Annotated in this window: 32 protein-coding genes and 1 pseudogene; 21 read left to right on the top strand and 12 right to left on the bottom strand. The window is 41.8% G+C overall.

The window, feature by feature from the left end; translation table 11 throughout:
* The first annotated feature begins 29 nt into the window (after window positions 1-29).
* Window positions 30-278 carry a YuzB family protein gene (locus O0550_RS19505; protein ID WP_003334642.1) on the top strand — a complete coding sequence of 83 codons (249 nt, stop codon included), beginning with the start codon at window positions 30-32 and terminating at the stop codon, window positions 276-278.
* A gap of 85 nt (window positions 279-363) precedes the next feature.
* Here the strand turns inward: O0550_RS19505 and mqnE are convergent, their stop codons facing one another.
* Window positions 364-1,467 (bottom strand): aminofutalosine synthase MqnE, encoded by a 1,104-nt coding sequence (gene mqnE, locus O0550_RS19500; RefSeq protein ID WP_003334643.1) that lies wholly within the window; start codon window positions 1,465-1,467, stop codon window positions 364-366.
* A 245-nt stretch (window positions 1,468-1,712) separates the two neighbouring features.
* Between mqnE and O0550_RS19495 the strand changes: the two genes are divergently transcribed.
* From O0550_RS19495 to O0550_RS19485, 3 genes are all read left to right on the top strand, one after another.
* Window positions 1,713-1,928, top strand: coding sequence for an aspartyl-phosphate phosphatase Spo0E family protein (locus O0550_RS19495; protein WP_003340846.1), 216 nt, complete (start codon window positions 1,713-1,715; stop codon window positions 1,926-1,928).
* Between the two features lie 192 nt (window positions 1,929-2,120).
* Window positions 2,121-2,477, top strand: a complete 357-nt coding sequence (locus tag O0550_RS19490) for a HesB/IscA family protein (RefSeq protein ID WP_003334645.1) — start codon at window positions 2,121-2,123, stop codon at window positions 2,475-2,477.
* 160 nt (window positions 2,478-2,637) lie between these two features.
* Window positions 2,638-3,381, top strand: coding sequence for a metallophosphoesterase family protein (locus tag O0550_RS19485; protein WP_258427097.1), 744 nt, complete (start codon window positions 2,638-2,640; stop codon window positions 3,379-3,381).
* A gap of 72 nt (window positions 3,382-3,453) precedes the next feature.
* Here the strand turns inward: O0550_RS19485 and O0550_RS19480 are convergent, their stop codons facing one another.
* The 6 genes from O0550_RS19480 to O0550_RS19455 form a co-directional block, all read right to left on the bottom strand.
* Entirely contained in the window at window positions 3,454-4,248 is a 795-nt protein-coding gene (locus O0550_RS19480) for a DUF4247 domain-containing protein (protein ID WP_258427096.1), read from the bottom strand.
* 12 nt (window positions 4,249-4,260) lie between these two features.
* Complete coding sequence (locus O0550_RS19475) at window positions 4,261-4,767, bottom strand: DUF4178 domain-containing protein (RefSeq protein ID WP_003340842.1); 507 nt, start codon at window positions 4,765-4,767, stop codon at window positions 4,261-4,263.
* Window positions 4,768-4,779: 12 nt separating this feature from the next.
* Window positions 4,780-5,190, bottom strand: a complete 411-nt coding sequence (locus O0550_RS19470; RefSeq protein WP_022585707.1) for a DUF350 domain-containing protein — start codon at window positions 5,188-5,190, stop codon at window positions 4,780-4,782.
* A 102-nt stretch (window positions 5,191-5,292) separates the two neighbouring features.
* Complete coding sequence (locus O0550_RS19465; protein ID WP_003334651.1) at window positions 5,293-5,958, bottom strand: PspA/IM30 family protein; 666 nt, start codon at window positions 5,956-5,958, stop codon at window positions 5,293-5,295.
* Between the two features lie 260 nt (window positions 5,959-6,218).
* Window positions 6,219-6,491: a hypothetical protein gene (locus O0550_RS19460; RefSeq protein ID WP_138976941.1), complete on the bottom strand. Its 273-nt coding sequence runs from the start codon at window positions 6,489-6,491 to the stop codon at window positions 6,219-6,221.
* Window positions 6,492-6,636: 145 nt separating this feature from the next.
* Window positions 6,637-7,659, bottom strand: a complete 1,023-nt coding sequence (locus O0550_RS19455; RefSeq protein WP_258427103.1) for an NAD(P)/FAD-dependent oxidoreductase — start codon at window positions 7,657-7,659, stop codon at window positions 6,637-6,639.
* A 369-nt stretch (window positions 7,660-8,028) separates the two neighbouring features.
* On the opposite strand from O0550_RS19455, the gene O0550_RS19450 reads away from it, so the two are divergent.
* From O0550_RS19450 to O0550_RS19425, 6 genes are all read left to right on the top strand, one after another.
* The gene (locus O0550_RS19450) at window positions 8,029-9,228 is read left to right on the top strand and encodes an NAD(P)/FAD-dependent oxidoreductase (RefSeq protein WP_003334654.1); all 1,200 of its coding nucleotides are present in this window, start codon (window positions 8,029-8,031) and stop codon (window positions 9,226-9,228) included.
* A gap of 11 nt (window positions 9,229-9,239) precedes the next feature.
* A complete protein-coding gene (locus O0550_RS19445; RefSeq protein WP_003340837.1) occupies window positions 9,240-9,494 on the top strand; it encodes a hypothetical protein in 255 nt (84 codons plus the stop codon).
* Between the two features lie 124 nt (window positions 9,495-9,618).
* Entirely contained in the window at window positions 9,619-10,095 is a 477-nt protein-coding gene (locus O0550_RS19440; protein ID WP_003334656.1) for an NUDIX domain-containing protein, read from the top strand.
* Between the two features lie 193 nt (window positions 10,096-10,288).
* Complete coding sequence (locus tag O0550_RS19435) at window positions 10,289-10,438, top strand: YuiA family protein (RefSeq protein ID WP_258420047.1); 150 nt, start codon at window positions 10,289-10,291, stop codon at window positions 10,436-10,438.
* A gap of 264 nt (window positions 10,439-10,702) precedes the next feature.
* A complete protein-coding gene (locus tag O0550_RS19430) occupies window positions 10,703-10,984 on the top strand; it encodes a YuiB family protein (RefSeq protein WP_003334658.1) in 282 nt (93 codons plus the stop codon).
* A gap of 110 nt (window positions 10,985-11,094) precedes the next feature.
* Window positions 11,095-11,772 carry a 3D domain-containing protein gene (locus O0550_RS19425; protein ID WP_003334659.1) on the top strand — a complete coding sequence of 226 codons (678 nt, stop codon included), beginning with the start codon at window positions 11,095-11,097 and terminating at the stop codon, window positions 11,770-11,772.
* Window positions 11,773-11,862: 90 nt separating this feature from the next.
* Here O0550_RS19425 and O0550_RS19420 read toward each other — a convergent pair whose 3' ends face one another.
* Together O0550_RS19420 and O0550_RS19415 are read right to left on the bottom strand one after the other, a co-directional pair.
* Window positions 11,863-12,687 (bottom strand): cobalamin-binding protein, encoded by an 825-nt coding sequence (locus tag O0550_RS19420; RefSeq protein WP_258427095.1) that lies wholly within the window; start codon window positions 12,685-12,687, stop codon window positions 11,863-11,865.
* A gap of 27 nt (window positions 12,688-12,714) precedes the next feature.
* Window positions 12,715-13,188, bottom strand: a complete 474-nt coding sequence (locus O0550_RS19415; protein ID WP_031309465.1) for a divergent PAP2 family protein — start codon at window positions 13,186-13,188, stop codon at window positions 12,715-12,717.
* Here O0550_RS19415 and O0550_RS19410 point away from each other — a divergent pair.
* From O0550_RS19410 to O0550_RS19390, 5 genes are all read left to right on the top strand, one after another.
* On the top strand, window positions 13,124-13,264 hold the full coding sequence (locus O0550_RS19410) for a hypothetical protein (RefSeq protein ID WP_018673480.1): 141 nt from the start codon (window positions 13,124-13,126) through the stop codon (window positions 13,262-13,264). The genes O0550_RS19415 and O0550_RS19410 overlap by 65 nt on opposite strands.
* A gap of 164 nt (window positions 13,265-13,428) precedes the next feature.
* The gene (locus O0550_RS19405; protein WP_003340821.1) at window positions 13,429-13,827 is read left to right on the top strand and encodes a DUF309 domain-containing protein; all 399 of its coding nucleotides are present in this window, start codon (window positions 13,429-13,431) and stop codon (window positions 13,825-13,827) included.
* Window positions 13,828-13,910: 83 nt separating this feature from the next.
* Window positions 13,911-15,407, top strand: coding sequence for a leucyl aminopeptidase (locus O0550_RS19400; RefSeq protein ID WP_258427094.1), 1,497 nt, complete (start codon window positions 13,911-13,913; stop codon window positions 15,405-15,407).
* A 31-nt stretch (window positions 15,408-15,438) separates the two neighbouring features.
* Window positions 15,439-15,870 carry a CoA-binding protein gene (locus tag O0550_RS19395; protein WP_258427093.1) on the top strand — a complete coding sequence of 144 codons (432 nt, stop codon included), beginning with the start codon at window positions 15,439-15,441 and terminating at the stop codon, window positions 15,868-15,870.
* Window positions 15,871-15,884: 14 nt separating this feature from the next.
* Window positions 15,885-16,478, top strand: a complete 594-nt coding sequence (locus O0550_RS19390) for a sulfite oxidase-like oxidoreductase (RefSeq protein WP_003334666.1) — start codon at window positions 15,885-15,887, stop codon at window positions 16,476-16,478.
* 558 nt (window positions 16,479-17,036) lie between these two features.
* Here O0550_RS19390 and O0550_RS19385 read toward each other — a convergent pair.
* On the bottom strand, window positions 17,037-17,414 hold the full coding sequence (locus O0550_RS19385) for a hypothetical protein (protein WP_258427092.1): 378 nt from the start codon (window positions 17,412-17,414) through the stop codon (window positions 17,037-17,039).
* A 25-nt stretch (window positions 17,415-17,439) separates the two neighbouring features.
* Complete coding sequence (locus tag O0550_RS19380; RefSeq protein WP_258427091.1) at window positions 17,440-18,237, bottom strand: hypothetical protein; 798 nt, start codon at window positions 18,235-18,237, stop codon at window positions 17,440-17,442.
* Between the two features lie 187 nt (window positions 18,238-18,424).
* Between O0550_RS19380 and O0550_RS24575 the strand changes: the two are divergent.
* A pseudogene (locus O0550_RS24575) lies at window positions 18,425-18,703 on the top strand (YolD-like family protein).
* Between the two features lie 111 nt (window positions 18,704-18,814).
* Here the strand turns inward: O0550_RS24575 and O0550_RS19370 are convergent.
* Window positions 18,815-19,222, bottom strand: coding sequence for a helix-turn-helix domain-containing protein (locus O0550_RS19370; protein ID WP_258427089.1), 408 nt, complete (start codon window positions 19,220-19,222; stop codon window positions 18,815-18,817).
* Between the two features lie 389 nt (window positions 19,223-19,611).
* Between O0550_RS19370 and O0550_RS19365 the strand changes: the two genes are divergently transcribed.
* The 5 genes from O0550_RS19365 (at window position 19,612) to O0550_RS19350 (ending at window position 25,408) form a co-directional block, all read left to right on the top strand.
* Window positions 19,612-20,022: an NUDIX hydrolase gene (locus O0550_RS19365; protein WP_258427088.1), complete on the top strand. Its 411-nt coding sequence runs from the start codon at window positions 19,612-19,614 to the stop codon at window positions 20,020-20,022.
* 519 nt (window positions 20,023-20,541) lie between these two features.
* Window positions 20,542-20,784, top strand: coding sequence for a site-specific integrase (locus O0550_RS19360; RefSeq protein WP_309304392.1), 243 nt, complete (start codon window positions 20,542-20,544; stop codon window positions 20,782-20,784).
* A gap of 313 nt (window positions 20,785-21,097) precedes the next feature.
* Window positions 21,098-21,346 (top strand): heterocycloanthracin/sonorensin family bacteriocin, encoded by a 249-nt coding sequence (locus O0550_RS24745; RefSeq protein WP_096888030.1) that lies wholly within the window; start codon window positions 21,098-21,100, stop codon window positions 21,344-21,346.
* 184 nt (window positions 21,347-21,530) lie between these two features.
* Window positions 21,531-23,468 (top strand): putative thiazole-containing bacteriocin maturation protein, encoded by a 1,938-nt coding sequence (locus tag O0550_RS19355; RefSeq protein WP_258427087.1) that lies wholly within the window; start codon window positions 21,531-21,533, stop codon window positions 23,466-23,468.
* A complete protein-coding gene (locus O0550_RS19350; protein WP_258427086.1) occupies window positions 23,465-25,408 on the top strand; it encodes a TOMM precursor leader peptide-binding protein in 1,944 nt (647 codons plus the stop codon). The genes O0550_RS19355 and O0550_RS19350 overlap by 4 nt, the downstream gene beginning before the upstream one ends.
* Window positions 25,409-25,414 lie beyond the last annotated feature (6 nt).

Below are 25,414 nucleotides of genomic sequence, written 5' to 3'. Positions count from 1 at the left end.
CTGCAATAATTTTTGAATAGGAGGGGCCCATGAAAGCTTTAGTGGAATTTTGTTCAAGCAATGTCATTTCTTATACCAAAACAGTCATGGATGCACTAGAAAATGATCCTGACTTGGATGTGGATGTAGTGGAATATGGCTGTTTAGGACACTGTGGCGAATGCTACATGCAACCATTTGCGCTAGTTAATGGAGATTTCATCACAGCGGAAACGACGGATTCGCTTTTGACATTAATTAAAGAAAAAATACAGGAATTTGTTCAGGAATGGCAATAATCGGCCGAGGGATGTTCATTAAAAAGAAGAACGCTTGTTGAAAAGTCCACTTCAGTGGTCATCTTCAATCAAGCGTTCTTTGTTATTAGTACTCTTTAATCACGTTATAGTGCGTGTCGCGTTCTACAGCAATTTTACCTGCACCTTTAATTAACCAGATCAGGTCTTCCTTGGTGATCCCTTGGTCAGATAAAGCACCAGCAGCATGACTGATACGTTCTTCTACTAGGGTACCGTGGGCGTCTGATGCACCAGCACGTAAAGCTAGCTGGGTTAATTGTGTACCGATATTAATAAAGTAGGCTTTAATATGATCTACGTTATCGACCATGAGGCGGCTAATCGCAATCGTCTTGATGTCGTCCATCGCAGAAGTACGGCGTCTAATACCTGCTGTAGCTTTCATTGGTTGGACAGCTAAAGGAATGAAGACCTGGAATCCATTTGTCTCGTCCTGTAATTCACGGATACGCGACATATGAATTAACCGCTCTTCTTTCGTTTCGATGGAGCCGTATAGCATTGTACATGGGGTCAGCATACCCAGTCCGTGAGCTGTACGGTGTGCAAGCAACCAATCGTCTGTGCTTGCTTTTTCAGGACTCATTTTAAGACGGTATCGTTCCGTTAAAATTTCGGCACCGCCACCTGTCAAACTCTCAAGACCTGCATTCATCAATTCTTTTAGCACTTCTTCCATGCTGATGCCAGCTATACGGCTAAAAAATTCGATTTCTGCTCCGGTGTAAGCTTTGAGTGCTACATCTGGATAAGCCTTCTTTAAGGTGCGAAGGGTGTCAACATAGTAGTCAAAAGGAACATGATTGTTATGACCGCCAACGATGTGGAACTCACGAATGCCATCGTTAAAACGAGTTCCTACATAGTGAAGCAATTCTTCTGAACTCATCGTGTAAGCGCCCTCTTGATCCTGATCGCGGCGGAAACCACAAAAGCGGCATTTAGCTTCACATACATTGGTCGGATTAATATACATATTTTGAACAAAGTAAACTCTATTTCCATTTATACGCTCGTTCACCAAATTAGCTAGTTGAGCAATACTAAACACATCGTCTGATTCATAAAGGGCTAGCCCATCTTCTATGGTAAGACGCTCGCGATGTAAGACTTTTTCAGCAATCGATGCCAGCGTTTTATCTTGCGAAGCTATTGTAAGCAAGGACATATTTTCAACTCCTGAATAGTTATATAATACACAATCCAATGATCGTTCCATCAATTAAAGTATCTCTATTATAAGCTTCTTTGATAAATGCAACAACCTTCTAAGTTTTTACTGTGACAAGTTAAAAACTTGACAACAACACACAAAATTGTACAAAATATACAGAACAAATAGTGTCTTTTGTTTGCAGAGGGTTTTATTCTAAAGTAAAATGTGAGATATAGCTACATGAGGGGGGAGAGAAAATGCGGGAACAATTACTCGAGAAAATGGAACTCCTTCGCCAACAGATGGTAGAAATTGGGACCCAATATGGGTTACATCACCCAGAGGTATTACGTTGTAGCCGGGAAATTGATTTGTTACACAATCAGCTTTTACAAATGGAAAAAGAAGTAACCTTCTGCAATGATAAGCCTTTCCACCTTCATATATTTGAGAATCGAACCCATTTCGCTTGAGGTTTGCACTATACACTTTATGGACGGCGTCTTACAGGCGTTGTCTTTTTATTTCACTTTGTTTTCGAAAATTCTTACTTAGAGAAGTGCATCGTTACCTTGTTGCACTATATAATTCTTTGTATACTTAAGGGAAGCTGTTTTATAATAAAAAAACAGGATTTTATAATTGTTGATCGAGGAGGGAATAGCATGATCAACTTCACACCTCAAGCAAGTGCTAAAATTCGTGAATTGCTGGAAGCGGAGAATAATCCCAATATCCTTTTGCGCGTTGGCGTAAGAGAAGGTGGATGCAGCGGCTTCTCGTATGGCATGGGAACGGATGAATCAACGAGCGAGAGCGATCAGATTTTTACGTATGAGGGTTTTAAAGTAGCGGTTGATGCCGAGAGCTATAAATATATTGAAGGACTCGTAATTGATTATAAGGAATCCATGATGGGCGGCGGATTTACGATGGAGAATCCGAATGCCGTTGCTTCTTGTGGATGTGGTGCTTCATTCCGTACGCGTGATTACGAGGGAAAAGCTGAAAAATGCGAGTAAGTGCTTTGTACTAACAAGCGAGCTCCGCAATCAGAGAGAAGGCCTTCTTGCCTTGTGTAGGGGAATTCATACATGAGCAAGAGGCTTCTCTTTATTTTTTTACTACACGAGAGAATGGAATCAAGAAGCTGTTACTTGAGTGAGAGAGGGAGGAGAATACGTGGAAAGGATAGCCGTAATCTCTGATATTCATGGAAACATACCAGCATTGGAAGCTGTGCTAAACGACATAGAGAAGCGCGGAATTAAAGAGATTTATTGCTTAGGAGATTTGGCTGGAAAAGGACCTGAACCAGAAAAAGCGGTCGACATGATAAGAGAAAAGTGTTCCGTTACAGTGCGTGGTAACTGGGATGACTTCATCGGAAATCCTACAGAGGATGAGGCGTTTGTCTGGCAACAACGACGCTTAGGAGAAGAGCGGATTCGTTATCTGAATACCCTGCCTTTTTCATATGATTTTTGGATGAGTGGCAGATTGATTCGATTGTTTCACGCTTCTGCAGATAGTGTCTTCCATCGGGTTCGCTTCACTGCCCCGTTGGAGGAGCGTCTGGCTATGTTTGATAACACAGAAGCAACGGGAAAAGGAGAACATACACCTGATGTAGTCATCTACGGAGATGTGCATCATGCATTTATTCAAGGATTAAAAGCAAAATCGTTATGTAATACGGGAAGTGTTGGAAATCCATTGGATATGACACAGCCTTCTTATATGGTATTGGAGGGCGAACTACATAAGCGACAACCAAATAGTTTCTCAATGTCAATTGTACGTGTTCCGTATGATGTAGAAATCGCTATTCAAGTAGCGATTGATGAGGGGCTTCCAGCAGATGAACTAGCGGCTTACAAAAAAGAATTGCGCACGGCACGTTACAGAGGATTACCAGATGAATAACAAAAGGACCCAGGAGAGGATGTCTCTTTGGGTCCTTTTAAGCTATAGCTATCTATTGTCCGCGATGACAAATCATCGACGCCGCTTAATGCTACCGAATCCCTTTTTAACCTTTGGTGGAGAATTGGTGCGTGGGCGGTCAAACATGGAGGAGTCCTTTTTGGAGGACGAAGAGCTGCCAAACCATGAACTGCCTCCGCTGTCGCTTTGAGAATCTCGGATGATTTTCCCCTTAGATTTCGTTGTGTCAGCATCAGATTTCTTAAAAATACTACCGTCAGAGGAAGACGATTTTCCACTATTATCAGAGGAACGGCGCAGAATTGAGCCCTTGCCTTCTGTAGTAATAGGAGCAAATGTCTTTTTGTCCTCTTTTGTGGGGGTTTGGTAATCGGTCCCTGATTTATAGATATCTCGACTAGAATAGCCACGATAGTTACCTTGCCCCTTGGATTTCATCGAATCAAACAGATCACCTAAAACAGAGGCAAAGAAGTAACCTTCTAGGAAAGACATATTATAATTTTTTTGAACGAATTCCTTACTATCTACTTCAATGATGGTATCGCTCGGATTAGCTTCATCCTTTTGCAGATGATACCATTCATCGGAATAGATAAGAAACATGTGGTCTAGATCTTCCTTGGAAATTTCCTTGGGCTGTCGCTTTTCAGCCAGCTCCTTGGCAACCTCAGGAACCGTTTTGTCTGTCGCGCGATAAATGCGCGATGATTCGGCCCCGTTTTTCGTAATCTTCTCTAGTGGATAAGATGATCCAACCGACTGATCGGCGCAACCAGCTAAGAGTCCGGCGACCAGAGAGAGGACGAGGGTTGTCTTTAAGAATTTTGACAATGCTTGCCACATGAGGCCTCCCTCCTACACTCCCCGGAGTACTTTTACATCAGCGGGGATGATAAATTCTCCTTCATACAACATAAAGCGTCCGTCTTGCCATTCAATGCGCAATAGCTTGCGGTTATCGGATTGGAATTCCCAGACATATTGTTCACCATCCGAAGAAAATGGTGTTTTTCCTTGTGCCGTCATTCTTCCATCGTATTGCTCTTCCAAATGATACTCAATGTCATCTAACTCGATAATAGTAGGAACCTCATCAGGAGAGTCAAGTCGACCGTCAATAGGGGTATACAATTCATAGCTGGTTTTCTCGCGTTCTTCAATTTTTAAATAACGCAGGGTGTTACCATCCTGTAAGGTTAGCATAATTGCGTTTCGTTTCGGATTACGAGTGCGCCCTACAACTTGGTAGGTAACGAATGAGACTTCCACAATATCGCCTGATCCTACAGTCAGGATACTTTTTTCAACAAGGGGAGGCTCAGGCTTTTTTAGGATATTTTTAACACGTTGAAAAAAACTCATATGCATTTCCTCCTACAGCAGGCAAGCGGTAATAATAAAGGCGCCGGTAACATGAAGAGAGCCAGAAAAGAGAGCATGGGCTACTTTTCCTTCCTGTGTTCCTTTATTCAAGTCAAGACCTGCTATCTGGTATACGCTAAATTGAACGATTTTTTCGAGAACAAATAATAACACGAAAGACACGACTGAAACGAGTAGTCCCTGAATTAAATCGTTAGATAAAGATAATGATTGCGATAATATATAGCCTTGAGCAAGCAGTTTCATAATAAAGCGAGTGGAGACGGCTACATTTCCTCGCTTAATCTCTTCCATGTCCTTATACTTGGTGAATAGAGTGTCGATCCACATCAAGAGGCATAGCAAGAGAGCGCCTGAGGCAGTCCAGACGATCATTCGTAAAATATTCAAATCTCCGAGCATACGAAACCTCCTTTATCATTTTGACGCATGATGCGTGTAATATCCAGTGAAAAAACGTGGAATAAGTAACAGAAAGAAGAAAGGGGGGCCGCATAAAGCGGTTTACCCCTGATATTTTTTTAGTAGCGCAGCTAGTTCATCCTCTACTACTTTATCTTTATGCAATTGGGCAATTTCATCATCTAGCGAGGTTTGTTTTTTGTAAATTTCACCGCTTGCCTCTGCTTCAGCTTCTAGTTGAAGGGCACGATCTTCCATACGTTTAAGGCCAGCCATCGCTGTATCACTGTTAAATCCAGCCATGCTTTTGTTGATATTTTTTTGCGCATTTGCTGCATTCACGCGAGCCACTAGTGTTTCACGTTTATTTTTCAATTCCACCACTTGCTTACGCATTTCTTCTAGCTTCAAGCGCAGGTTGTCGGCGGCTTCTTTATTTTTTGCATAGCTCGCTTTGTATTCTTCCATTTTTGCAGTAGCTGATTTTTTCTCTTCTAATGCACGACGAGCAAGATCAATGTTTTGAGCTTGAGCGGCAATGTGTGCTTGCTCCTCACGCTTTTGAACCAATGCTTCTTGTTCCTCATACAGCAGCTTGAATTTTTTTTCAAGAGCGATTTGAGCAGCTACAGCTTTCTCAGCATCCTCTAAATCCTGCTGCATATCACGTAGATATTGGTCAGTCATTTTAATTGGATCTTCTGCTTTTTCAATTAGAGCATACAAGTTAGACATGGTTAAATCACGTAGACGTTTAAAGAATGACACAAAGCATTCCTCCTTGTTAGTAGCAAACATATTAGTTAGGCCCATAGGCCCTAGCATTTTAGCGCTTATACTCTGTATTACGTCTGTAGTCGAGAGAAGTTTCATTTAGGAAACAAGAAATTGTTTCTCATTTGCTCAAAGCCTGATGAGACGTTTACAAAAAGCCCCTTATACGCTGTTCCTTTCTTATTTTACTCGAAATGGAAGGTAAAAAAGAAGTGCAGAACATAAAAAAAGGCACAAACTCAATATGAGTGTGCCTACTCTAAGTGAATGGAAGCTAAGCTTTGCTCCTGCACGGGTACTATTTTCGAGCATCCACACTCTGTACAGCTACATATATGTAAACAGAGCTGAGGAATTAAATCGGCATAGCCGTTTGATCTCTTACTATCGTCAATGGAGACATACGGACTGTAATCGCCTTGATAATCGGAGAGTTTTCCTTTGTCTTGAAAATAGCTACGGCAATTGGGACAGCGTTCTAATAATTCCCGAAATCCATTGCAAATGGGGCATATGGAGCTGTTCATATCGCACCTCCTAGAAATAGAGTGTGCGAGCTGAAGAAACGTTATGCAAAAAACCCCCTTCTTAATGAAAAGGGAAGGGGGTTGAAAAGAAGTTTGTGAATTGACAATGTTCTGTCTATATCGGTAAGCGGTTTTTGAAGCTGTTTTATAAATTCATGCTGGAGGAGTGGCCCGGTTGTAGCTTGGCATTTGGATTGATATAGGCAATCGCATTGTTAACAGCCGTAGGAGCCTCACCAAACCCAACTGCAATCAGCTTAACTTTACCTGGGTAGGTAGCAATATCGCCTGCCGCATAAATGCCTGGAACACTAGTCTCCATTTTTGAGTTAACAACAATGGAATTCTTCTCTAGCTGAATTCCCCAATTTTTAATAGGTCCTAGGGATGAAATGAAGCCGAAGTTCACAATGACATCGTCTACTTCGATTTCAGTTAACTCTTTGCTGATGTTATGCTCAATCGTAAGGCCCGTGATTCTGCCTTGGTCTGATTTAATGGAGGATAGTTCATAAGGAGTGAGTACATTCACCCGAGAAGCCATCATTTTCTCTACACTATGCTCATGTGCGCGGAATTTATCGCGACGATGAACGATATGTACTTCTTTCGCAATCGGCTCCAGCATCATTGCCCAGTCAACAGCGGAATCTCCACCACCAAATAGAACAACACGTTTATCTTTAAAGGTGTTTAAATCAGTAACAAAATAATGCAGATTTGTTTTTTCAAAGCTCATGGAGTCGGGATGCTCCAGACGACGAGGTTCAAACGCACCGACTCCAGCCGTAATAATAACAGCTTTTGAGTAATGCATCCCTTTGTCTGTAGTAATTTGTAAGCTTCCATCTGCTTGCTTTGCTACATCTTCAACCTTTTCCTCTAAGCAAATGGTAGGGGTAAAATGAGAGATTTGTTGCTTAAGGCCATCTACCAATTCTTGCGCTCGTACTTTTGGAAATCCTGCTACATCATAAATATACTTCTCGGGGTATAACGCACTTAATTGTCCGCCTAATTGTGGCATGCTTTCGATGATTTTCACGCTCGCTTGACGCATACCGCCGTAAAAAGCCGTAAACAAACCAGCGGGACCTCCACCAATAATTGTTAGATCGTATACCTGCTCATCTCTTTTTAATGAACTCAAAGTCCCATACACCTCCATATTCACTATAAAAATGCTAAGCCACTTTCTATTATATACAGCCGAACACCTGAAAAAAAAGAGGAAGTATGAATCAACAACAATTTAGAGTCAAATTCGGCAATTTTGTGTCAAAAACTACTTGCAAACCATGAAAAATGTCTCTATTATTAGTTTGTGTTGGTGAAATATGTGCAATTTTTCACAGATATTTGATCTTTTTCACTGTGACATGCTTAATTTTCACTGTAATTATTTTAGATAATCACTATTGCAATTATTTTTTATGATGCAGGGAACAGTATAAATACTATCTTTTATCGTGAAAAAAAACACATGATGTAAGATGATTTTTTAAAATTTGTAACGAGAGATGGAAGGAGTTTATCCATGAGCACACCAAAGATTCTAATCCTGGGGGCAGGTTATGGCGGGGTTACCACCGCTTGTGAATTGCAAAAAAAATTAAATCATAATGAAGCAGAAGTGACTCTAGTCAGCAAGCATGACTATCACTATTTAACTACATGGCTTCATGAGCCGGCAGCAGGTACAATGCCAGCTAGTCGAGCTCAAATTTTCTTAAATGAAATCATTGATAAAAATAAAGTAAATGTAATTAAAGGTACCGTTTCTAACATTTCTGGCGAACAACAAAAAGTAACGCTTGAAGACGGAACAGAGCTAGAATACGACTATTTGGTTATTGGTCTTGGTAGCGATCCAGAAACATTTGGTATCGAAGGTCTTAAAGAAAATGCACTTACAATCCGCAGCATCAATGCGGTTCAAAAGATTAAAGAACACATTGAATATATGTTTGCTTCTTATAATAGTGAACCGGAACGTACAGATTATTTGACATTTGTAGTTGGCGGAGCAGGGTTCACTGGAATTGAGTTCTCAGGTGAATTGGTAAACCGCATCCCTGAGCTTTGCCGTGAATATAACATTGACCCATCATTGGTGAAAGTATATAGCATTGAAGCAGCTCCAACCGCATTGCCTGGATTTGATAAGGATCTAGTTGACTATGCAATGAATCTATTGAGTAGCAAAGGTGTAGAATTCAAGATCAATACACCTATCAAACAATGCACGCCAGACGGTGTAATCTTGGCTACGGGTGAAGAAATTAAATCGAAAACTGTCATTTGGACAGGTGGAGTTCGCGGAAATGCTGTAGTTGAACAATCTGGTTTTGAAGTAATGCGCGGACGTGTTAAAGTAGATGAATTCATGCGTGCTCCTGGTTATGAGAATGTATTTGTCGTGGGTGACTGCGCATTGATATTTAATGCTGAAGGTCGTCCATATCCTCCAACAGCTCAAATTTCAATTCAAGAGGGCGAGAACGTAGCTCGCAACCTAAAAGCTTTGGTTCGTGGCGAAAAACTAACAATGGCACCTTTTGTACCGAATTTACAAGGTACTCTTGCTTCACTTGGTAAAGGTGAGGGAATGGGTATCATCTTTAATAAGAAAAAATTATTTGGTTTATCTGCCGCATTGATGAAAAAAGGTAGTGATGTTCGTTACCTTTACAAAATCGGTGGTATTGGAATGGTCATGAAAAAAATTCGTCTCTAGGAGAGTAGCGAATGCGCCATGCTAGTGTACAGGTAAGAGGACTTCTTACACGCGAAGAGTTAGACCGATATAATGCGCTTATGGAAATTGGGGCATATTTGGAGCAACAAGAACGTTATGATTTGTCCCACCACATTCAAAGTGAAGTGGATCGTCTGATAATGCCGGCCATTGAACGCTTAAAAGAAAAAGGTCGAGAGCGTGATCAGGAGAATTTGCGGTACATGATTGACCATGGTTTATTGGATATTCATGAGGAAGAATAACCTTAGCTCGTAATAGGAAAGACGGTAAGCCCTCCTGTCTCTAGGGATTTGTTAGAGATAGGAGGGTTTTTTTGTGTTGTACGGATAGCGTATACTACATGAAAGAAGCAGATAGGAGGATACAATGCGAGAATCTAAGGTATGGCTTGCTGCTGGCGGCATCGTAGTTAAAGGCAATGAAGTTTTGGTTGTAAAGAAAACATATGGTGGATTAAAGGGGAAGTGGTCTTTTCCTGCTGGTTTTGTAGAACCGAATGAAACAGTTGACGAAGCCGCGGTGCGAGAAGTGTTGGAGGAGACAGGTATAGTTGCACGTGTACGTCAGGTTGCAGCCTTGCGCACAGGCGTAATTCGTAAAGAGATTAGCGATAACATGATTGTATTTCTGATGGATTATGTTGAAGGTGATCCACAGCCTCAGGAAGGTGAGATTGAAATCGCTACCTTTATGCCCATTAATGACTTGCTTACAGATCCGCTTGCGACAGAGTATATTCAGATTATCTTGCCTCATATTCCTACGATGTCATCCTATCTCGTGGGAGAATCATATGTACCTGATCCTATATTTGGTTACTCAAGTTATAAAATTTTTACCTAAATGCTGTACAAGATGCCGAGCTTTATTGAAATACGCTCTGAAATAATCAGAAAAAACCTGATGATTCCGCTTACATCAGGTTTTTTGATTCTTTTTCCAAGGAAATAAAGGTGGAAATTACGTAGAAATGCTGTTATTATTTTAAAAACTAAATTATCTGAAAATAATAGAATACGAAATGGGGAGAGGAACAATGAGGAAAAATACTGAAGAAGCATGTCCATATTGTAACGGTCAGGGCTACTTTCATGTAGCGGTTGGCGGAACAGAAAATTGTCCAAGCTGCAAGGGCAATGGGATGAATAGCGAATTGTATAAGGAACTTCAACCGCTCCAATCATAAGAAGCATTAGGGCAAAAAATAGGAGATAGAATGGAAGAGAGTATGAATGGAATTTGAATGGAACATATTTTGAAGTAGCCCACTACATCAGAGGATGCAGGGCTACTTTTTTCGTTTCTATCATTTCTATTTACTCCTTTTCGGGACATAAGAAGCTGGGAGCCTTGATAAGCATTTTCTTTGGAAGTTGTTCAATTGACCGCTAAAGCACTTTTGGATACACTAAAGTCAGAATATAAACCAAATTCGGAGGTATCTCCTGCTATGTTTATGGCATTAAATCCAATAACACTTATAATCTCTATTGTGTTATTTAGTATTTTAGGCTTTGGCATCGGTTTTATTTTAAATATGCTTTTAAGAACGACATGGCTTCCTTTTGCTCTTACGATTGGACTAATTGGTTATGTAGTCATTTCCCTTATTGTAAAAGATACACCCCCATCTATTTGGGATTATGTTGTATTGTATGCTGGAATCGTAGGGACTTTTGCCAGTGGCTGGACGATTCAGACCTTACGTAGAAAAGGATATCGGATGTTTTAATTGGTTAGCACCCCTTGAGTAATCAGGGGGTGTTTTTGTGTCCTAGTAAATAATGTATATCCTCTCTCACTATTGGAAATGACTAGATGATGAGAGGAGGCAAATAGAAGATGAAATGGGTACGTTTTGTGAGTTCACTCACGATTAGTATGGCATTCCTGCTTAATTTTACGTCATACGGTTATTCTTCTACCATCATTGATGCAGGAGGCACCACCAGTTCACTTGGTTTGCACGAGAAAAAAGAAGGCTACAAAATGATTAAAAAAAGATATGTGCTTTCTAGCTCCATGACAGAAACAAATATGGACACCCAAAAAAACGATCAACCGCAGAACAGAAAATTAGGAAATAGAATAAATAAATCAGATGAAACAGCTATTTTAAACCAATATCCTAAGGTACGGGTGGTGGCTACTGGTTATTATGCAGGTGTAGAATCAACTGGAAAAAGCCCGGGACATCCCTCGTATGGAATCACGTATTCTGGTATAAAGGTACATCGCGGGACATACTCCACGATTGCTGCTGATCTGCAAGTTTTCCCGCTTGGGACGGTATTGTACGTTCCCGGCTATGGGTATGGCGTAGTTGCAGATAAGGGTGGAGCGATCCGTGGTAAGAAGCTCGATTTGTATTTCGATACAAAAAATGACGTATACAGCCAGTGGGGTAAGCGTGAAGTGGAGGTCTTTGTAATCCATCGTGGAAAAGGTTTTGTAAACGAGGAAATGATGAAGGCCTTGAATAAAGATGGTGTAGAAGCATTTGCAAGAATTACGAATTAACAAGAAAAAGACCTGAGGCAGTTCATTGTGCCAGGTCTTTTTCTCATGTAATAAAGGTTGTTTCATGTTAAAAAGTTCGTATTAGGATAGCTATAGCTTTGGTGGAGCAGAAGGTGTAGTTATCTGCGAGTCTAATGAAGCGCCTAGAGAAGGATAGAGGATGTTTACTAGCTGTTCCAATCCTTCCAATAATCGCGGAGAGGGGCGACAATATAGTCCTTCTTCTAAAATATGTACGTTATTATTACGGATGGCTGTCATCTGTTGCCACTCTGGACGATCTGTAATCATAGAAGTCTTTATTCTTTTGATTTCAATTCCACACCATACCACCATGACATGATCAGGGTTTCTCTCTGCTACTTGCTCATGGGTGGATTTTACATTATCAGTATTGTAATCAGCAAACACATTTATGGCTCCTGCTAATTCACTTACATCGGTTAGCCAGTTTGTACGACCAGGTGTATAAATTGGATTGGGCCACCATTCCCAATAAAGTCTGGGGCGCTCGCTTATATTTTGGGTTAGCAAGCGGATTTGCTCGATACGTTTCATAAAATGTGTAGCTACCTGTTCTGCTTTTTCTACCCGATGAATTGATCTACCCACCTCACGAATATTATCTGCGATATCAAAGATGTGAGCAGGATTAAGGATAATATAAGGAAGATTGCGTTTCTTTAACTCTTCGATATTCTTCTCCATACCAGGGACACTGAGTGATGCTATTACCAGATCAGGTTGCAGAGCTTCGACTTTATCCATATCAATGCTCAGGTCTGGACCAACTTTCGGAAGGTGTTGCCATTCCAAAGGCCAATCGGAATGATCATCAAGTGCGATAACGTGTTCACCTGCATCCAAAGCATACAAAATTTCAGTATTACTTGGGCAAATCGAGATAATTCTCACATCTACTTCCTCCCCATGTGAGTATGTTTACCAGAATGGATGTAGGCACAGTGAGACAATAATACCTAACCAGCCACCCATAAACACTTCGATTGGCTGATGACCCAGAAGCTCTTTTAGCTTTTTCGTTTTTTCTGTGCGCGGATGTACTTTGAAGGTTTTCATACCCTCAAGCAAATGGTTAAATTCCTCTACGAGCTTATTTAACACAACAGCTTGCATACCAGCATGGCGACGAACACCAGTTGCATCAAACATCACGATGACGCCGATGATTGCTGAGATAGCAAAGGCATTGCTGGATAAACCCTCTTCAAGGGCTACAGCAGTAGAAAGTGCGGTGACGGCGGCGGAATGGGAACTGGGCATGCCCCCCGTGCTGAACATCAGTGGCCAACTCCATTCGCGGGTCGCCAGATAATTCAGGGGGATTTTGATGAATTGGGCCAACCCAATCGCCAAAAGCGCCGACCACAAAGGGAAATTGTCTAAGATGGTCATGCAGATATTCCGTTCCTTTCGTATAGACTTAATCCTACATGTTATTGTAACAGAAACTGAATATATACTTCCTTAACTTTTTCTTATAGATGATAAAGATTGCGCATCTATCCTGTAAATATTATTTACAACTTCATAACCTCTAACTAGAGGAAGATTCTTGCTCAATAAGGGAGAGGGGCCAATGTGGATATCTCGATATATGATATGATTTAAGGAAAAGGTACGGGAGGGAGCACGATGCAAGAGCGATATCCCGAGCAATATCTTCAATTCCTTAAGAAATTTAATCAACGAGAATTTTACGATTGTCATGATCTGCTGGAGGACATTTGGATGGAGCAAAAAACCAATAAGTTTTTACAGGGTTTGCTCCAAATGGCTGTAGGCTTGTATCATTTGGAATGTGGAAATATAAAAGGGGCACGGTGGATGTTTACAAATGCCCACAAATATCTAAGAGCATATTCACCACAATATTGGGATTTGTCGGTGGATGAGGTGCTTCGCTATTTAGAGAAGTGTCTACAAGCCTTGCCATCTTCTGAAAAGATTCCGTATGATGAAGTAGAAAAACTGGACTTCCCCTATCAGACATTTCAATTGATTACGGAGGGGAATACAGACGAGGGACAATAGAAATAGAAAATAAAATGGCACGTATATCAAGTCTAAGTGATAAGGAGATATAGGGTGTACATTCAAGAAACGAGGGAACAGCATTGATACATATTGAAGCAAAAAATCCTTCTTATTTAGAAAAACGAATAGATTATTTCATCCTGCCCGTATATCGGAATCAGACTCTACATACCCAGGAATGGAGCGAGCTAGATGCAACCTTCCATCAGCAACTGTCACAGATGCTACAAACAGGTGAGATTAGTGATCAGAAGGGCAAAGTAACCATCCTGCATACACTAGGACAATTGACAGCCACTCGACTAGTATTTCTCGGGATGGGAGAAATGGCTGAATTAGATTTTATCTCCGCAAGAGATGCGTTTGCCAAAGCCGTGCAACAGCTCAAAACGGAAGCATCTGAGAAAAGCCTTGCCATTCTCTTGACAGAACAAACCAATCTAGACCCAGAGCGCTTGACCCAAGCTGTAGGTGAGGCCTTTTTACTTGGAACCTATGCATATGAGGGCTATCGAGCGATTCCGAAACACAAGCCATCTTTTCAAACAGTGGAAATTGTAGTCCATCAAGAGCAAGAAGCGAAAGCAGAAACAGGATTACAGCTGGCTCAAGCATTTAGTACAGGAACGAATCTAGCGCGTACGTTAGTGAATGAGCCTGGAAATTATTTGCCTCCACATGAATTAGCAAATAGAGCGATTGAGGTAGCAAAACGTTATGGAATGAGCTATGAGCTTCTGGCAAAAGATAAGCTGGAAGAGCTAAACATGGGCGGTGTCTTATCTGTCGCGCAGGGCAGTGCCGAATTGCCGTATGTGGTTGTTATCAAATACCAAGGGAAAGAGCAGTGGGAAGATGTCATTGGTTTAATTGGGAAAGGGGTAACCTTTGACACAGGTGGTATTTCGATTAAACCGGTAGCTGGAATGGAAGAAATGAAAACAGATATGGGTGGAAGCGCAGCGATGATTGGTGCTATGGAAGCAATCGGTCGCTTGCAACCAGCCGTTAATATCATGATGGTCATTGGCTGCGTGGAAAATATGCCTTCTGGAACGGCATATAAACCTGGCGATGTCATAACCACGATGAGCGGTAAAACTGTAGAGATTATCACCACGGATGCTGAAGGACGTTTGGTATTAGCAGATTGTATCACGTATGCCAAGCAGCAAGGGGTATCCTGCCTAGTGGATTGCGCTACGTTAACAGGTGGAATTGTAGTGGCGCTAGGGCACGTTGCGACAGGTTTGATGACGAATAATCAGCAATTAGCTAATGAAATGCTCCAAGCTGCTCAGTACTGCGGAGAGCGTTTGTGGCAATTACCAACATTCCCAGAGTATCGTGAATTAAATAAAAGCCATGTTGCTGATCTAAAAAATTCGGGTGGAAGATATGGTCATGCAATTATCGCTGGCGTATTTTTACAAGAGTTCGCTGAAGAGACTCCATGGGTGCATGTAGATATTGCTGGGACTGCTTCTCAGAGTAAAACGACTCCGTTAGGCCCAATAGGTGCTACGGGTGCAATGGTTCGCTCTATTGCTCAATTTTTGTTACAACGCGCCAATTAAGGTGTTCATAATATAAACGAGGTGAAAAAAGATGGCATTTACAAATCCAACCAATGACAAGCGCAGAACAATTTTAGAAGAGGCAAAAACGATTGCAGTAGTAGGCTGCTCTAATCGGCCAGATCGCACGAGCTATATGATTGCCGAGGCTTTACAGCATGCAGGATATCACGTAATCCCCGTTAACCCGATTATTGCAGGGGAAACGGTATTGGGTGAGAAAGTGATTGCGTCCCTTGCTGATATTAAAACTCCGGTTGACATTGTAAATGTGTTCCGTCGCAGTGAAGATACTCTGCCTGTTGCAGAAGATACCATCAAGATGGCTCATAAGCCTAAGGTCTTTTGGCTACAGCAAGGAATTTATAACGAAGAAGCAGCTCAGCTAGTAGAAGAGCAAGGGATAACAGCGGTTATGGACCATTGCATCAAGGTAGACCATGCCATTTTGGTACGCAAATAAAGGAGCGATGAGATGTGTTTTATGGATTAAGCCGTGGATCAAAAGATGATCGCGTTCCACCTAATCAAAAGGTAACGACAGGCTTTCCTGTGCTTCATTATGGTAATGTGCCAGAGTACAAAGACTTGAGTCAGTGGGATTTTCGAATTTTTGGAGCAGTAGAGGAGGAGAAGACGCTAAGTTTCTCTGAATTTAAAGGGCTGTCAGTCGGAGAAGTACGCAATGACATCCACTGCGTGACAGGCTGGTCTAAGCTAGATAATGTCTGGGAGGGTGTTCCGGTAGAGGAAGTAGTGAAGTTGGTTACCATTAAGCCAGAAGCCAAATATGTGATGCTCCATGCAGAAGAAGGCTGGACAACCAATATGCCATTGGAGGATTTTATGGCAAAAGGGAACTTATTTGCGTTTAAGCATAATGGTGAGGATTTGACACCTGACCACGGATATCCGCTTCGATTTGTTATCCCGCATCTTTACTTTTGGAAAAGCGCAAAATGGGTTCGTGGGATTGAGTTTTTGGATAAGGATAAGCCAGGGTTTTGGGAGAAGAATGGCTATCATATGTACGGAGATCCGTGGCTACAACAAAGATATGAATGGGATTAATTGGGATCTAAAAAAGAGGCGGAAAACCGCCTCTTTAATTTACTTTAAATGATGTTATTTTTATTGGAGTCCGCCGTCCAGGCTCACCTAAGGCTTCACCTATTAGAAGTTTTAACTGCATCATGGCAGATTTTATGGATGTTTGTATACGGTGGGCTAATCATAATAATGGTCGATAACCCTTGGGAGCTTGACGATCGGGTAAGGATTAAGTGGGCAGGAATCGCAGAATAAATAACTATAAAACCCTTCATTAATCGCGAGGTTTTTCATTCTTTTTCTTAGACAACCATCTCTGCAACCATTTTGCTTATTTTTATGAAATCTTGCAACCAAACATTGGTTAGTTAAAGAATAGATTTTAAAAAAACATGAGAAACCCTTCCGTATGTAGGAAGGGGTATCTTATTATCTACTGTATTCTTGAACTTCAAAGCTTTCAATATGACTGTAGCTAATGAAGTCTTTTCTAGAATTGAAAGGTCCGATGTTGTATTTCTTGTTAACGATTGGAGATTTCCACTGTTCACTTAAAGAGGTGCATTTCATAATAGCAATTTAAAAATCAAAAAATCCTTCTTCATACAAATGGTCAGATTCAGGGGATACATCTTCGATTTTAGTAAATAAACTTTCAAATTTATCCTCTGAGATTAATTGATCGATAATGGATGTAATCGTCTTGGTTTTGATATTGTCGACTATCACCATATCGCTTGACCAGAAATACAGTCCATTCATATTTTCACCATATTCTTTATTATTTTGTCTTATGCTTTCAATGTTTTTATAGGTAAAGAATGAGGCAATGTATCTTGTTCGATTAGGGAAGGTTACGATGACATCTGTATTATCATCATAGGGATCAAACTTTCCTTCACCAATTTCTGATCTAATCCAAATGTTTTTTTTCTGATATTTCTTTAAATGATTCATCTATAGAACCCCTTTTACTAAATATCTAATTATAAATCTTTCTCAATCGATCAATAACTGTTTGTTGATTATGTTTATCAGATTTCCCTAAAATTTCAAAAGTATCTCCTTTCATTCTATAATATACTCTTGCTCCCTCTTCTCCTCTAAGTTCATACACATCTCTAAATAAATGTCTTGAACCTTTATTTGGATTTAGGCCTCTTAAGTATTTTTCGACCAAGTTATTTGCTTCCCTTTGAATAATAGGGCTTTTCATAGCTTTTTCTGTTTCTTTTAAGATCACTCTATCTTCATCGATCCTAGATTTTACAAAATATTTACCAATCTTCTGACGTCCTTTTAAGACATCATTGGTAAGATCGACTATATCATCACCGTATCTTTTTAGTAGGTCATACGTTTTTTTACCGACTTTTGCTCCCTTTCCTGCAGGGAATAGAGAGAGAATTGCGAATCCTTTCTCTGCATCACTAGCTTTTGGATCAAAAATTGTTTTTACATCATCTAAAATTAAGAAGTCCAGTCCTGCTTTGGCAGCGTCTAATAAAAAATTACCAGCATCAACTAGCCATCTCTTACTAGAGTCAATCCAATCAGAGGCCGTATCTTTTAAATCATCCCACCATGAATTAGAACGAGCTGAAGCGCTAGCTAGATACAATTGTTTACCTTCTTTTGATATTTGTACCCTATCGCTTTGAATATTACCTTGCAGATGATCATTGTTACGTTGCTCTTGTTGATTTCTCAAGGCCATTACTTCTCTTGCGCCGTTCATATTTTGCCTGTAAGAATTTGAAGCACTAGAAACTGATGCCATGGTCATCCTCCTAATATTTTTTAAAATAATAGTAGATATACAAATATACCCAAATAATATATCGGAAGATTACATGGGAATATTTAGAATTAAATAAAAAATATATTTTTTTAGTAAAAAAATGCATATATAAAAAGGTGATAGCTTATTAAAATTCTTGGATTCACTTTTACCTTAATACGTAGAAATGGTACGTCAGCTTCACGGGATAAGAAACTAATCGAGAAACCGATCATGGAAGAGGACGAGCTAGCCGGGTTTAGTTACAGGATTTCTGACCCATGTCAGTATGATTATGCTCTTACAATTAGCTGGTGGAAAGAAACAAAAGAAAGGTAGGAGAGCAATTGAATCCGCTTGGGGATGGGTAGATAAGTTTGATTCAACGTTTAAACAGATCAAGCTAAAAAACGATGAGGATTTTTGGTGGATACCTGTAGAAGCTGTGATTAGTGTAGAAGCCTAAGCAGTGCCTCTTACAGCTACATAGAATATATTACCTGTGGGAACAGGGATACAGCAAACACCCCATCGAATAAGAGTTATGATGGGGTGTTTATGTTATTGTCGAGTAGCCTTAACTAAGTTTCTGGCTATCCCACCAACTAAAAATGGATTTTATTATTTTATTAAAATCATCATAAAAAACCATTGTCAGAAATCCTAATATTGTTATTAATGCTGAAATTGATCCAGCATTAATAAACAACCCTATAAACATAATAACAAATCCTACGTACAAACCAGTATCTTTGTGATCGGCGATGATTATCTTTTTTTTGGAGCTTTCGTTTCCTTTTATTAACTCATCTAGTGTTACATTGTATAACTCGCTAAGTAAAATCAAATTATCAATGTCAGGATAGCTTTTGTCATTTTCCCATTTATAGACAGCTTGCCTAGTCACACCAATTTTTTGAGCTATATCTTCTTGTGAAAGAGACTTTAATTCACGGAACTTTTTCAATTGCTGACCTAAACTCATTTCATTCATCCTTTTTTGTATCATCATTGCATATAAAGAAATAATTAGTAAAGAAACCATTGGTAACAATGCATGTAAACTAGTGGTTTACATCAGCAAATCCCGCCAGTATCGACCAAGCGGGGGCTTTTTTCGTCAAAACCTCCATTTACTCGTCAAAGCATTGATAAAGCCGACACGTAATAACGTAATGAGGATTCTGATGGATACCTGTAGAAGATGTAGTAGGGATTCGTATATAATAGATTATAATCATTACTTATATGAATGTAGGGAGACCCCTTCAAAGAGCAAACATACGCGTGGGACTAATATATAAAGTGGGAGGCTAAATAGCCCCCTCTTTATTATGGAAAATAAAGAATATTTCAACTAAAGGAGGTTCTTTTATGATAAATAACAATATTCCCAGAGTGGGTGTAGGAGCCGCAATCATAGATGACAATAGACGAATTCTGCTTGTCTTGCGCAAAAAAGCACCAGAAGCCGGGTGCTGGAGTCTACCTGGAGGTAAGGTGGACTACATGGAAACCATTGAAGATGCCGTGATACGTGAAATAAAAGAGGAGCTTAATATAGATATCGTCATTGACAGCCTATTGTGTGTGACCAATCATATTGTTCAAGCAGAAAGTGTCCATTGGGTTGCCCCAACTTTTATCGCCCATATCAGCAGCGGCGAGGTTCAAAATCTGGAGCCGCACGCTTTAGAGAAAGTAGAGTGGTTCCCTATCGACGAATTGCCGGATAACATTACGATAACTACCACGTATGCTATTGATCAGTTAAAAAATCGCTAAAGACTTTTCACATGTTTTCACTCCGAATATGATATCATCAAGAACTTGTACATATGGAAAGGTGATGTCAGTTGAGCGTTTTTCAGATAATGATCGCGTTACATATCTTAGCAGAGCATGCATCTAATCTAGACAAGCATAATTTTTTATATCATTCAATAAAAAAAGGGGCCTTGCTCGCTCAGATTAATTTGAGAAGCAGCCCTTTTTCTAATAGAAAAGATGTAATGATAATAGCTGTGTTATATAGACTATAATTTGAAGGAGATTACAACGTATTCTACGTTTGTAATCTGCCTATTTTTTTTGCTAAAAAACTCTTTATCTAAACGAAAGGTTTACCGAAATTATAGGTAACATTGAATAGACACTCTGTATCAATTTGTAAATACCAGCGCTAAAGACATACAATCGAATCGACGAAAACAATTTTCAGGGGGGATATAATGAAGGTCCGGGAAGTTAGGCTATAAGATCATTTTGGTGTTACAAAACGTCGATATATACTCCTTAATTTAGATAACCAATCCATCGTACCCTGTCATAAAATATTTAAAATACCTAGACAATCTTGGAAAAGCTGAAAATACCTTAAAATCCTATTGCTATCATCTGATGCTGTATTTCAAATTCCTTAATGAGGAAAGGAAGGTTTATGAAGATGTAAGTCTTGATTTATTAAGTGATTTCATTGGTTGGTTGAGGCATGCCCAGGAGGATTTAGCACTTTGTGAGGGCGGCTTTATTTGCTCGAGCAACTGATGGACAAATTTATAGATAAAAGCGAACGACACATACAGGCGTAAAAACAAATCCCCACACACGTTAGCTGGGTATGGGGATTTCCACATCGGTGAGCAGTTTAAATGAAGGGCCACTTTCCACTAGGAAGGTGGCTCTTTTCTTGTGTTTTTTTAAGGGCCCCAAAAAATAGGCTTATGCAGGAGGAGCCAATCAAGGATGGTCTTTCATACATGTAGTGTATATTCGCTGAAGGGTATTCGTGTATTGGATAGCTTCACCCGTTCGGCAAAAGTTTACTAAGTAGTATATTTGGATACTGGAGGTAGTAATTATGGATGATTTCCAAAACGAACTTAAAAAGTTGAAAGTTGACAAATTCCAGGGGGGAGATGTATCGCCTTGGGAAAATGAAAGTCAGCAAGATGCAATGCTAGTTCAGAGAAGATGCGGACGGTGTCATCGCTGCTCGTGCAGTTGTTCATGTAGCTGCTCATGCAGTTGTTCGTGCAGTTGTTCCTGTAGCTGCTTTTGCATCTTCCTCAATTGCTTCCGATGCAGTCGTTGTTCCCGTTGCTTCTAGGGTCCTAAAGGCAACTTCGAGCTACCTGAGAAAAAGAGATAGCCCCTGTATAGTCAAGGTGTTTGGCTTACAGGGGCTATCTCTCTAAAAGTTGAGGTATGAGGGACAAATAGCCATACATAAGATTACGGTGAAGGGTGCTTACGCGTCATTTTGGGAACGGCTAACGGTAAGGAGGAGTGACATGACACGATTAGACTCTTCTATGCGTCTGAAAGTGAAAAAGGATACTTTTTTTCTCCCTGATGCAAAGGGAAATGTGTATTTTCGGAATAATGTGGGCTCATTTCGTATGGAAGGAAATGGGATTGGTCAGTGGATTGAAAAACTGTTGCCGGTGTTTAACGGGGAGAACACGTTGGGCGAGCTGACGGACAGATTGCCGAAAGAATATCGGGATCGTGTGTTTGAAATCGCAGAAAATTTATTCCAAAATGGTTTTGTTCAGGATGTGAGCCAAGATCGTCCGCATCAGCTTACGGACAAGATTTGCAAAAGGTATGCTTCACAAATTGAATTTTTAAGTAATCTGGCTGATTCTGGTGCTTATCGTTTCATGTCTTATCGTCAGGCTAAAGTGCTAGCGATCGGCTCCGGTCCGATCTTTGTCTCATTGATTGTGGCGTTGCTTGATTCCGGCTTGTCCAGGTTCCATATGCTGGTCAATCGTTCGCTGCCGACGGATCGACAACGGATAGTGGAGCTGGCGTCTCATGCCCGCAAAACGGACCCCGAGGTAGCCATAGAGGAGCTTGCGTTGCAGGCGGAGGTAGTAAATACTTGGCGCGAGGCTGTGCAGCCGTTTGATGCGATTTTGTACGTTTCTCAGGAGGGCAATGTAGAGGAACTGCGGGTTCTCCAAGCTGTTTGCAGGGAAGAGGGCAAGGTGCTGCTGCCAGCGATATGTCTACAGCAGGTGGGGGTAGCGGGACCGATTGTGCATCCAGACTCCGAGGAATGTTGGGAGTCGGCGTGGCGCCGTATACACCAATCCGTGCTCTGCAAAGACGAAAAGCTACACACGTTTTCCTCTACAGCGGGAGCGATGCTGGCAAATGTAATCGTGTTTGAATTGTTCAAGACCATTACGGCGGTGAACGAATCGGAACCGAAGAATAAGGTCTACCTTCTTGATCTGGAGACGTTGGAAGGAAACTGGCATTCGTTCATGTCTCACCCGTTGGTGACAGGAAAAACGAAAGTCAAATGGATAGAAGATCTTAATGAACACCTCGAACAAAAAAAGGACTCAAGTGATTCGAATGGTCTGATCCCTTATTTCAGCACATTGACATCAGCAGAATCAGGGATTTTCCACATCTGGGAGGAGGGGAACTTAAAGCAGCTTCCATTGGCCCAGTGCCGAATTCAGGCAACTGACCCGCTGTCGGAGGGACCGGCCGAGCTGTTGCCGGAGATGGTGTGCACAGGGATGACGCATGAGGAGGCTCGGAAGGATGCGGCGCTGACCGGAATAGAAGCGTATGTATCGCGTATGGTTCCCACGTTCTTGACGGAACAAATGCTAGAGCCACATGATTTTGTCGGAGTCGGAGCGGGGGAGACCGCAGTGGAGGGTGTCAGCCGCGGGTTGCAAAAGTGTTTGTTCCAAGAACTGAGCACGCAGCATATGGATCAAAAACCTTCTGTTAATCAGGTGCAATTGAGTACAGTAGAAGATGAGTATTGCCGGTTTTATTTGCAAGCATTGATCACCATGCAAGGAACACCGAGGATCGGAGTGGGAGCAGAAGTGTTTGGTTTCCCTGCGGTGTGGGTCGGTACAGGTGAACGCTGGTATGGCAGTGTAGGTTTAAATGTGACCATGGCGTTGCGTAATTCGTTGCAGTATGCCTTGCTAGTGGCACAAAATCAGGCGGAATTTCGCATACCGCTTGTGTTGTCCCGTGCATCCGTTATTTTGGAAGAACAGGAGCAAAACAGTCTGGCGATTCCCGGACTAGACGAAAAAGCGCAAACAGAGATATTGCAGTCCGCTCTACAGGTTTTGAAACGAAATCAGAAGCGGCTCTTCCTCTTGGATTTGGCGCAGGAGTCCTTTTTGAAAAAGGAACTGGCAGGAGTATATGGGGTTTTACTGCGGGAGGAGGAGTCCCGGTGAGTTCAGTCGTTTTGGTTGTCGGAGAAGGGCTCTTGGCGGATCTCGTGTGCAAAGAATTGTCTGGCCCATACGAGGTCGTTCGTCAGACGGATTTGAAGGCCCAAATACCGAAAACAGCGGAAATAGCTTTGGTGTTGCACGATGCTTGGAATCCTTTCGTACATCGCGAGGTGGAAGCGGTGTTGCAAACATCTGGCATCCCTTGGCTGCGCGGTTTCGTTTCGTTTGGTGAAGGCGTGGTTGGGCCGCTGGTGCGTCCTGGTACGCCGGGGTGTTCGCAGTGTGCTGATCTGCGATATCTGATGGCGGGACGTGAGCGTCAAGAGATATGGGAGCTGCAACAACGGCTGGGCGAGCAAGGGAATATCTCACGTGATGCATGGGCATCGCACATGGGGCTTTTGCAGATGACTCACGTGCTCGTGGCAGAGGTACAGCGGGTGCTAACAGGCGAGCAAGCCCACTTGGAAGGTCGGTTATTTTTGATCAACCTGAAAATGTTAAGGAGTTCTCGCCACTTCATTCTGCCTGACCCGTCATGTGAGGTTTGCGGTCAGATGCCCGAAGATTCGGCGCTTGCAGCTCGTATATCACTAAAACCTAATCCGAAGATCAGCGCCGACAGTTACCGCTCTCGCTCCATGGACGATCTCAAGAAGGTTTTGGGTAAAGAGTATCTGGATTACCGAACAGGCTTTTTGAATAAAAAACTGCGTGATCTGGTGTCGCCGTTTGCCGATGTAAGTGTTAGTCTGCCGTTGTTCACTGGGGACGAGGGGACAGCAGGGCGGACGCATTCGTATGAGGATAGCGAGATGACAGCCATATTGGAGGGCTTGGAGCGGTACTGCGGAATTGCACCTCGCGGCAAGCGGACCGTGATCCGTGACAGTTTCCACAATCTTGCGGATCAAGCGCTCGATCCCGTCAAGGTAGGGCTACACACCGAGGAACAGCATGAGAGACCTGATTTTCCGTTCGTACGGTTTGATCCTGACCGACCAATGTATTGGGTATGGGGCTACTCGTTCTTGCAAGAGCGCTCGATTTTGGTTCCGGAGATGCTTGCCTATTACGGGATGGGTGATAAGGATTGCTTTGTGTTTGAAACTTCCAACGGATGCGCGTTGGGCGGCAGTCTGGAAGAGGCGATTTTCTACGCCATTTTGGAAGTGGTGGAACGTGATTCATTCCTGATGACCTGGTATGGGGAGCTTCCTCTTCCGCGTATTGACCCCTTTTCGATTCACGATCAGGAATTGCACTTGATGCTCTACCGTTTGCAGGCGGTGGCCGGTTATGATGTCTATGTGTTTAACGCGACGATGGAGAATGGGATTCCCAGCGTTTGGACACTGGCGAAAAACAGAAAAGAAAAGGGAGTCAATCTGATCTGTGCGGGCGGCGCTCATCCAGACCCTGTGCGGGCGTTGAAAAGCTCAATCCACGAATTGGCCGCTATGCTACTGACATTGAACGAGAAGTTTGAGGCTAACCGTGAAGAGTATGTGCGTATGTTCCACGATCCGTTTCTGGTGAAAAAGATGGAGCATCATTCTATGCTGTACGCTTTGACGGAAGCGGAAGAGCGCCTGCAATTTTTGCTGAATGATTATCGTCCATTGCGAACGTTTGAAGAGGAATTCATACCGAAGCCAAAGTATGGCGACTTAACGGATGATTTGAAGTCCCTTCTCCAGACGTTCCGCCGATTGAATCTCGATGTGATCGTGGTGGATCAGACGACACCTGAAATCTTGCGGAACGGACTGCATTGCGTAAAAGTACTGATTCCGGGGATGTTGCCGATGACTTTCGGACATCACCTGACCCGCGTTAAAGGACTGGATCGGGTACTACAAGTGCCCATGGAGCTTGGGTATACGAAGCAGCCGTTAACGTATGAACAGCTCAATCCACATCCGCATCCGTTTCCATAAATCGTG

It is taken from the genome of Brevibacillus halotolerans (assembly GCF_026891775.1).
GTDB lineage: Bacteria > Bacillota > Bacilli > Brevibacillales > Brevibacillaceae > Brevibacillus_B > Brevibacillus_B halotolerans.
This window is presented reverse-complemented; position numbering and strand designations above follow the sequence as displayed.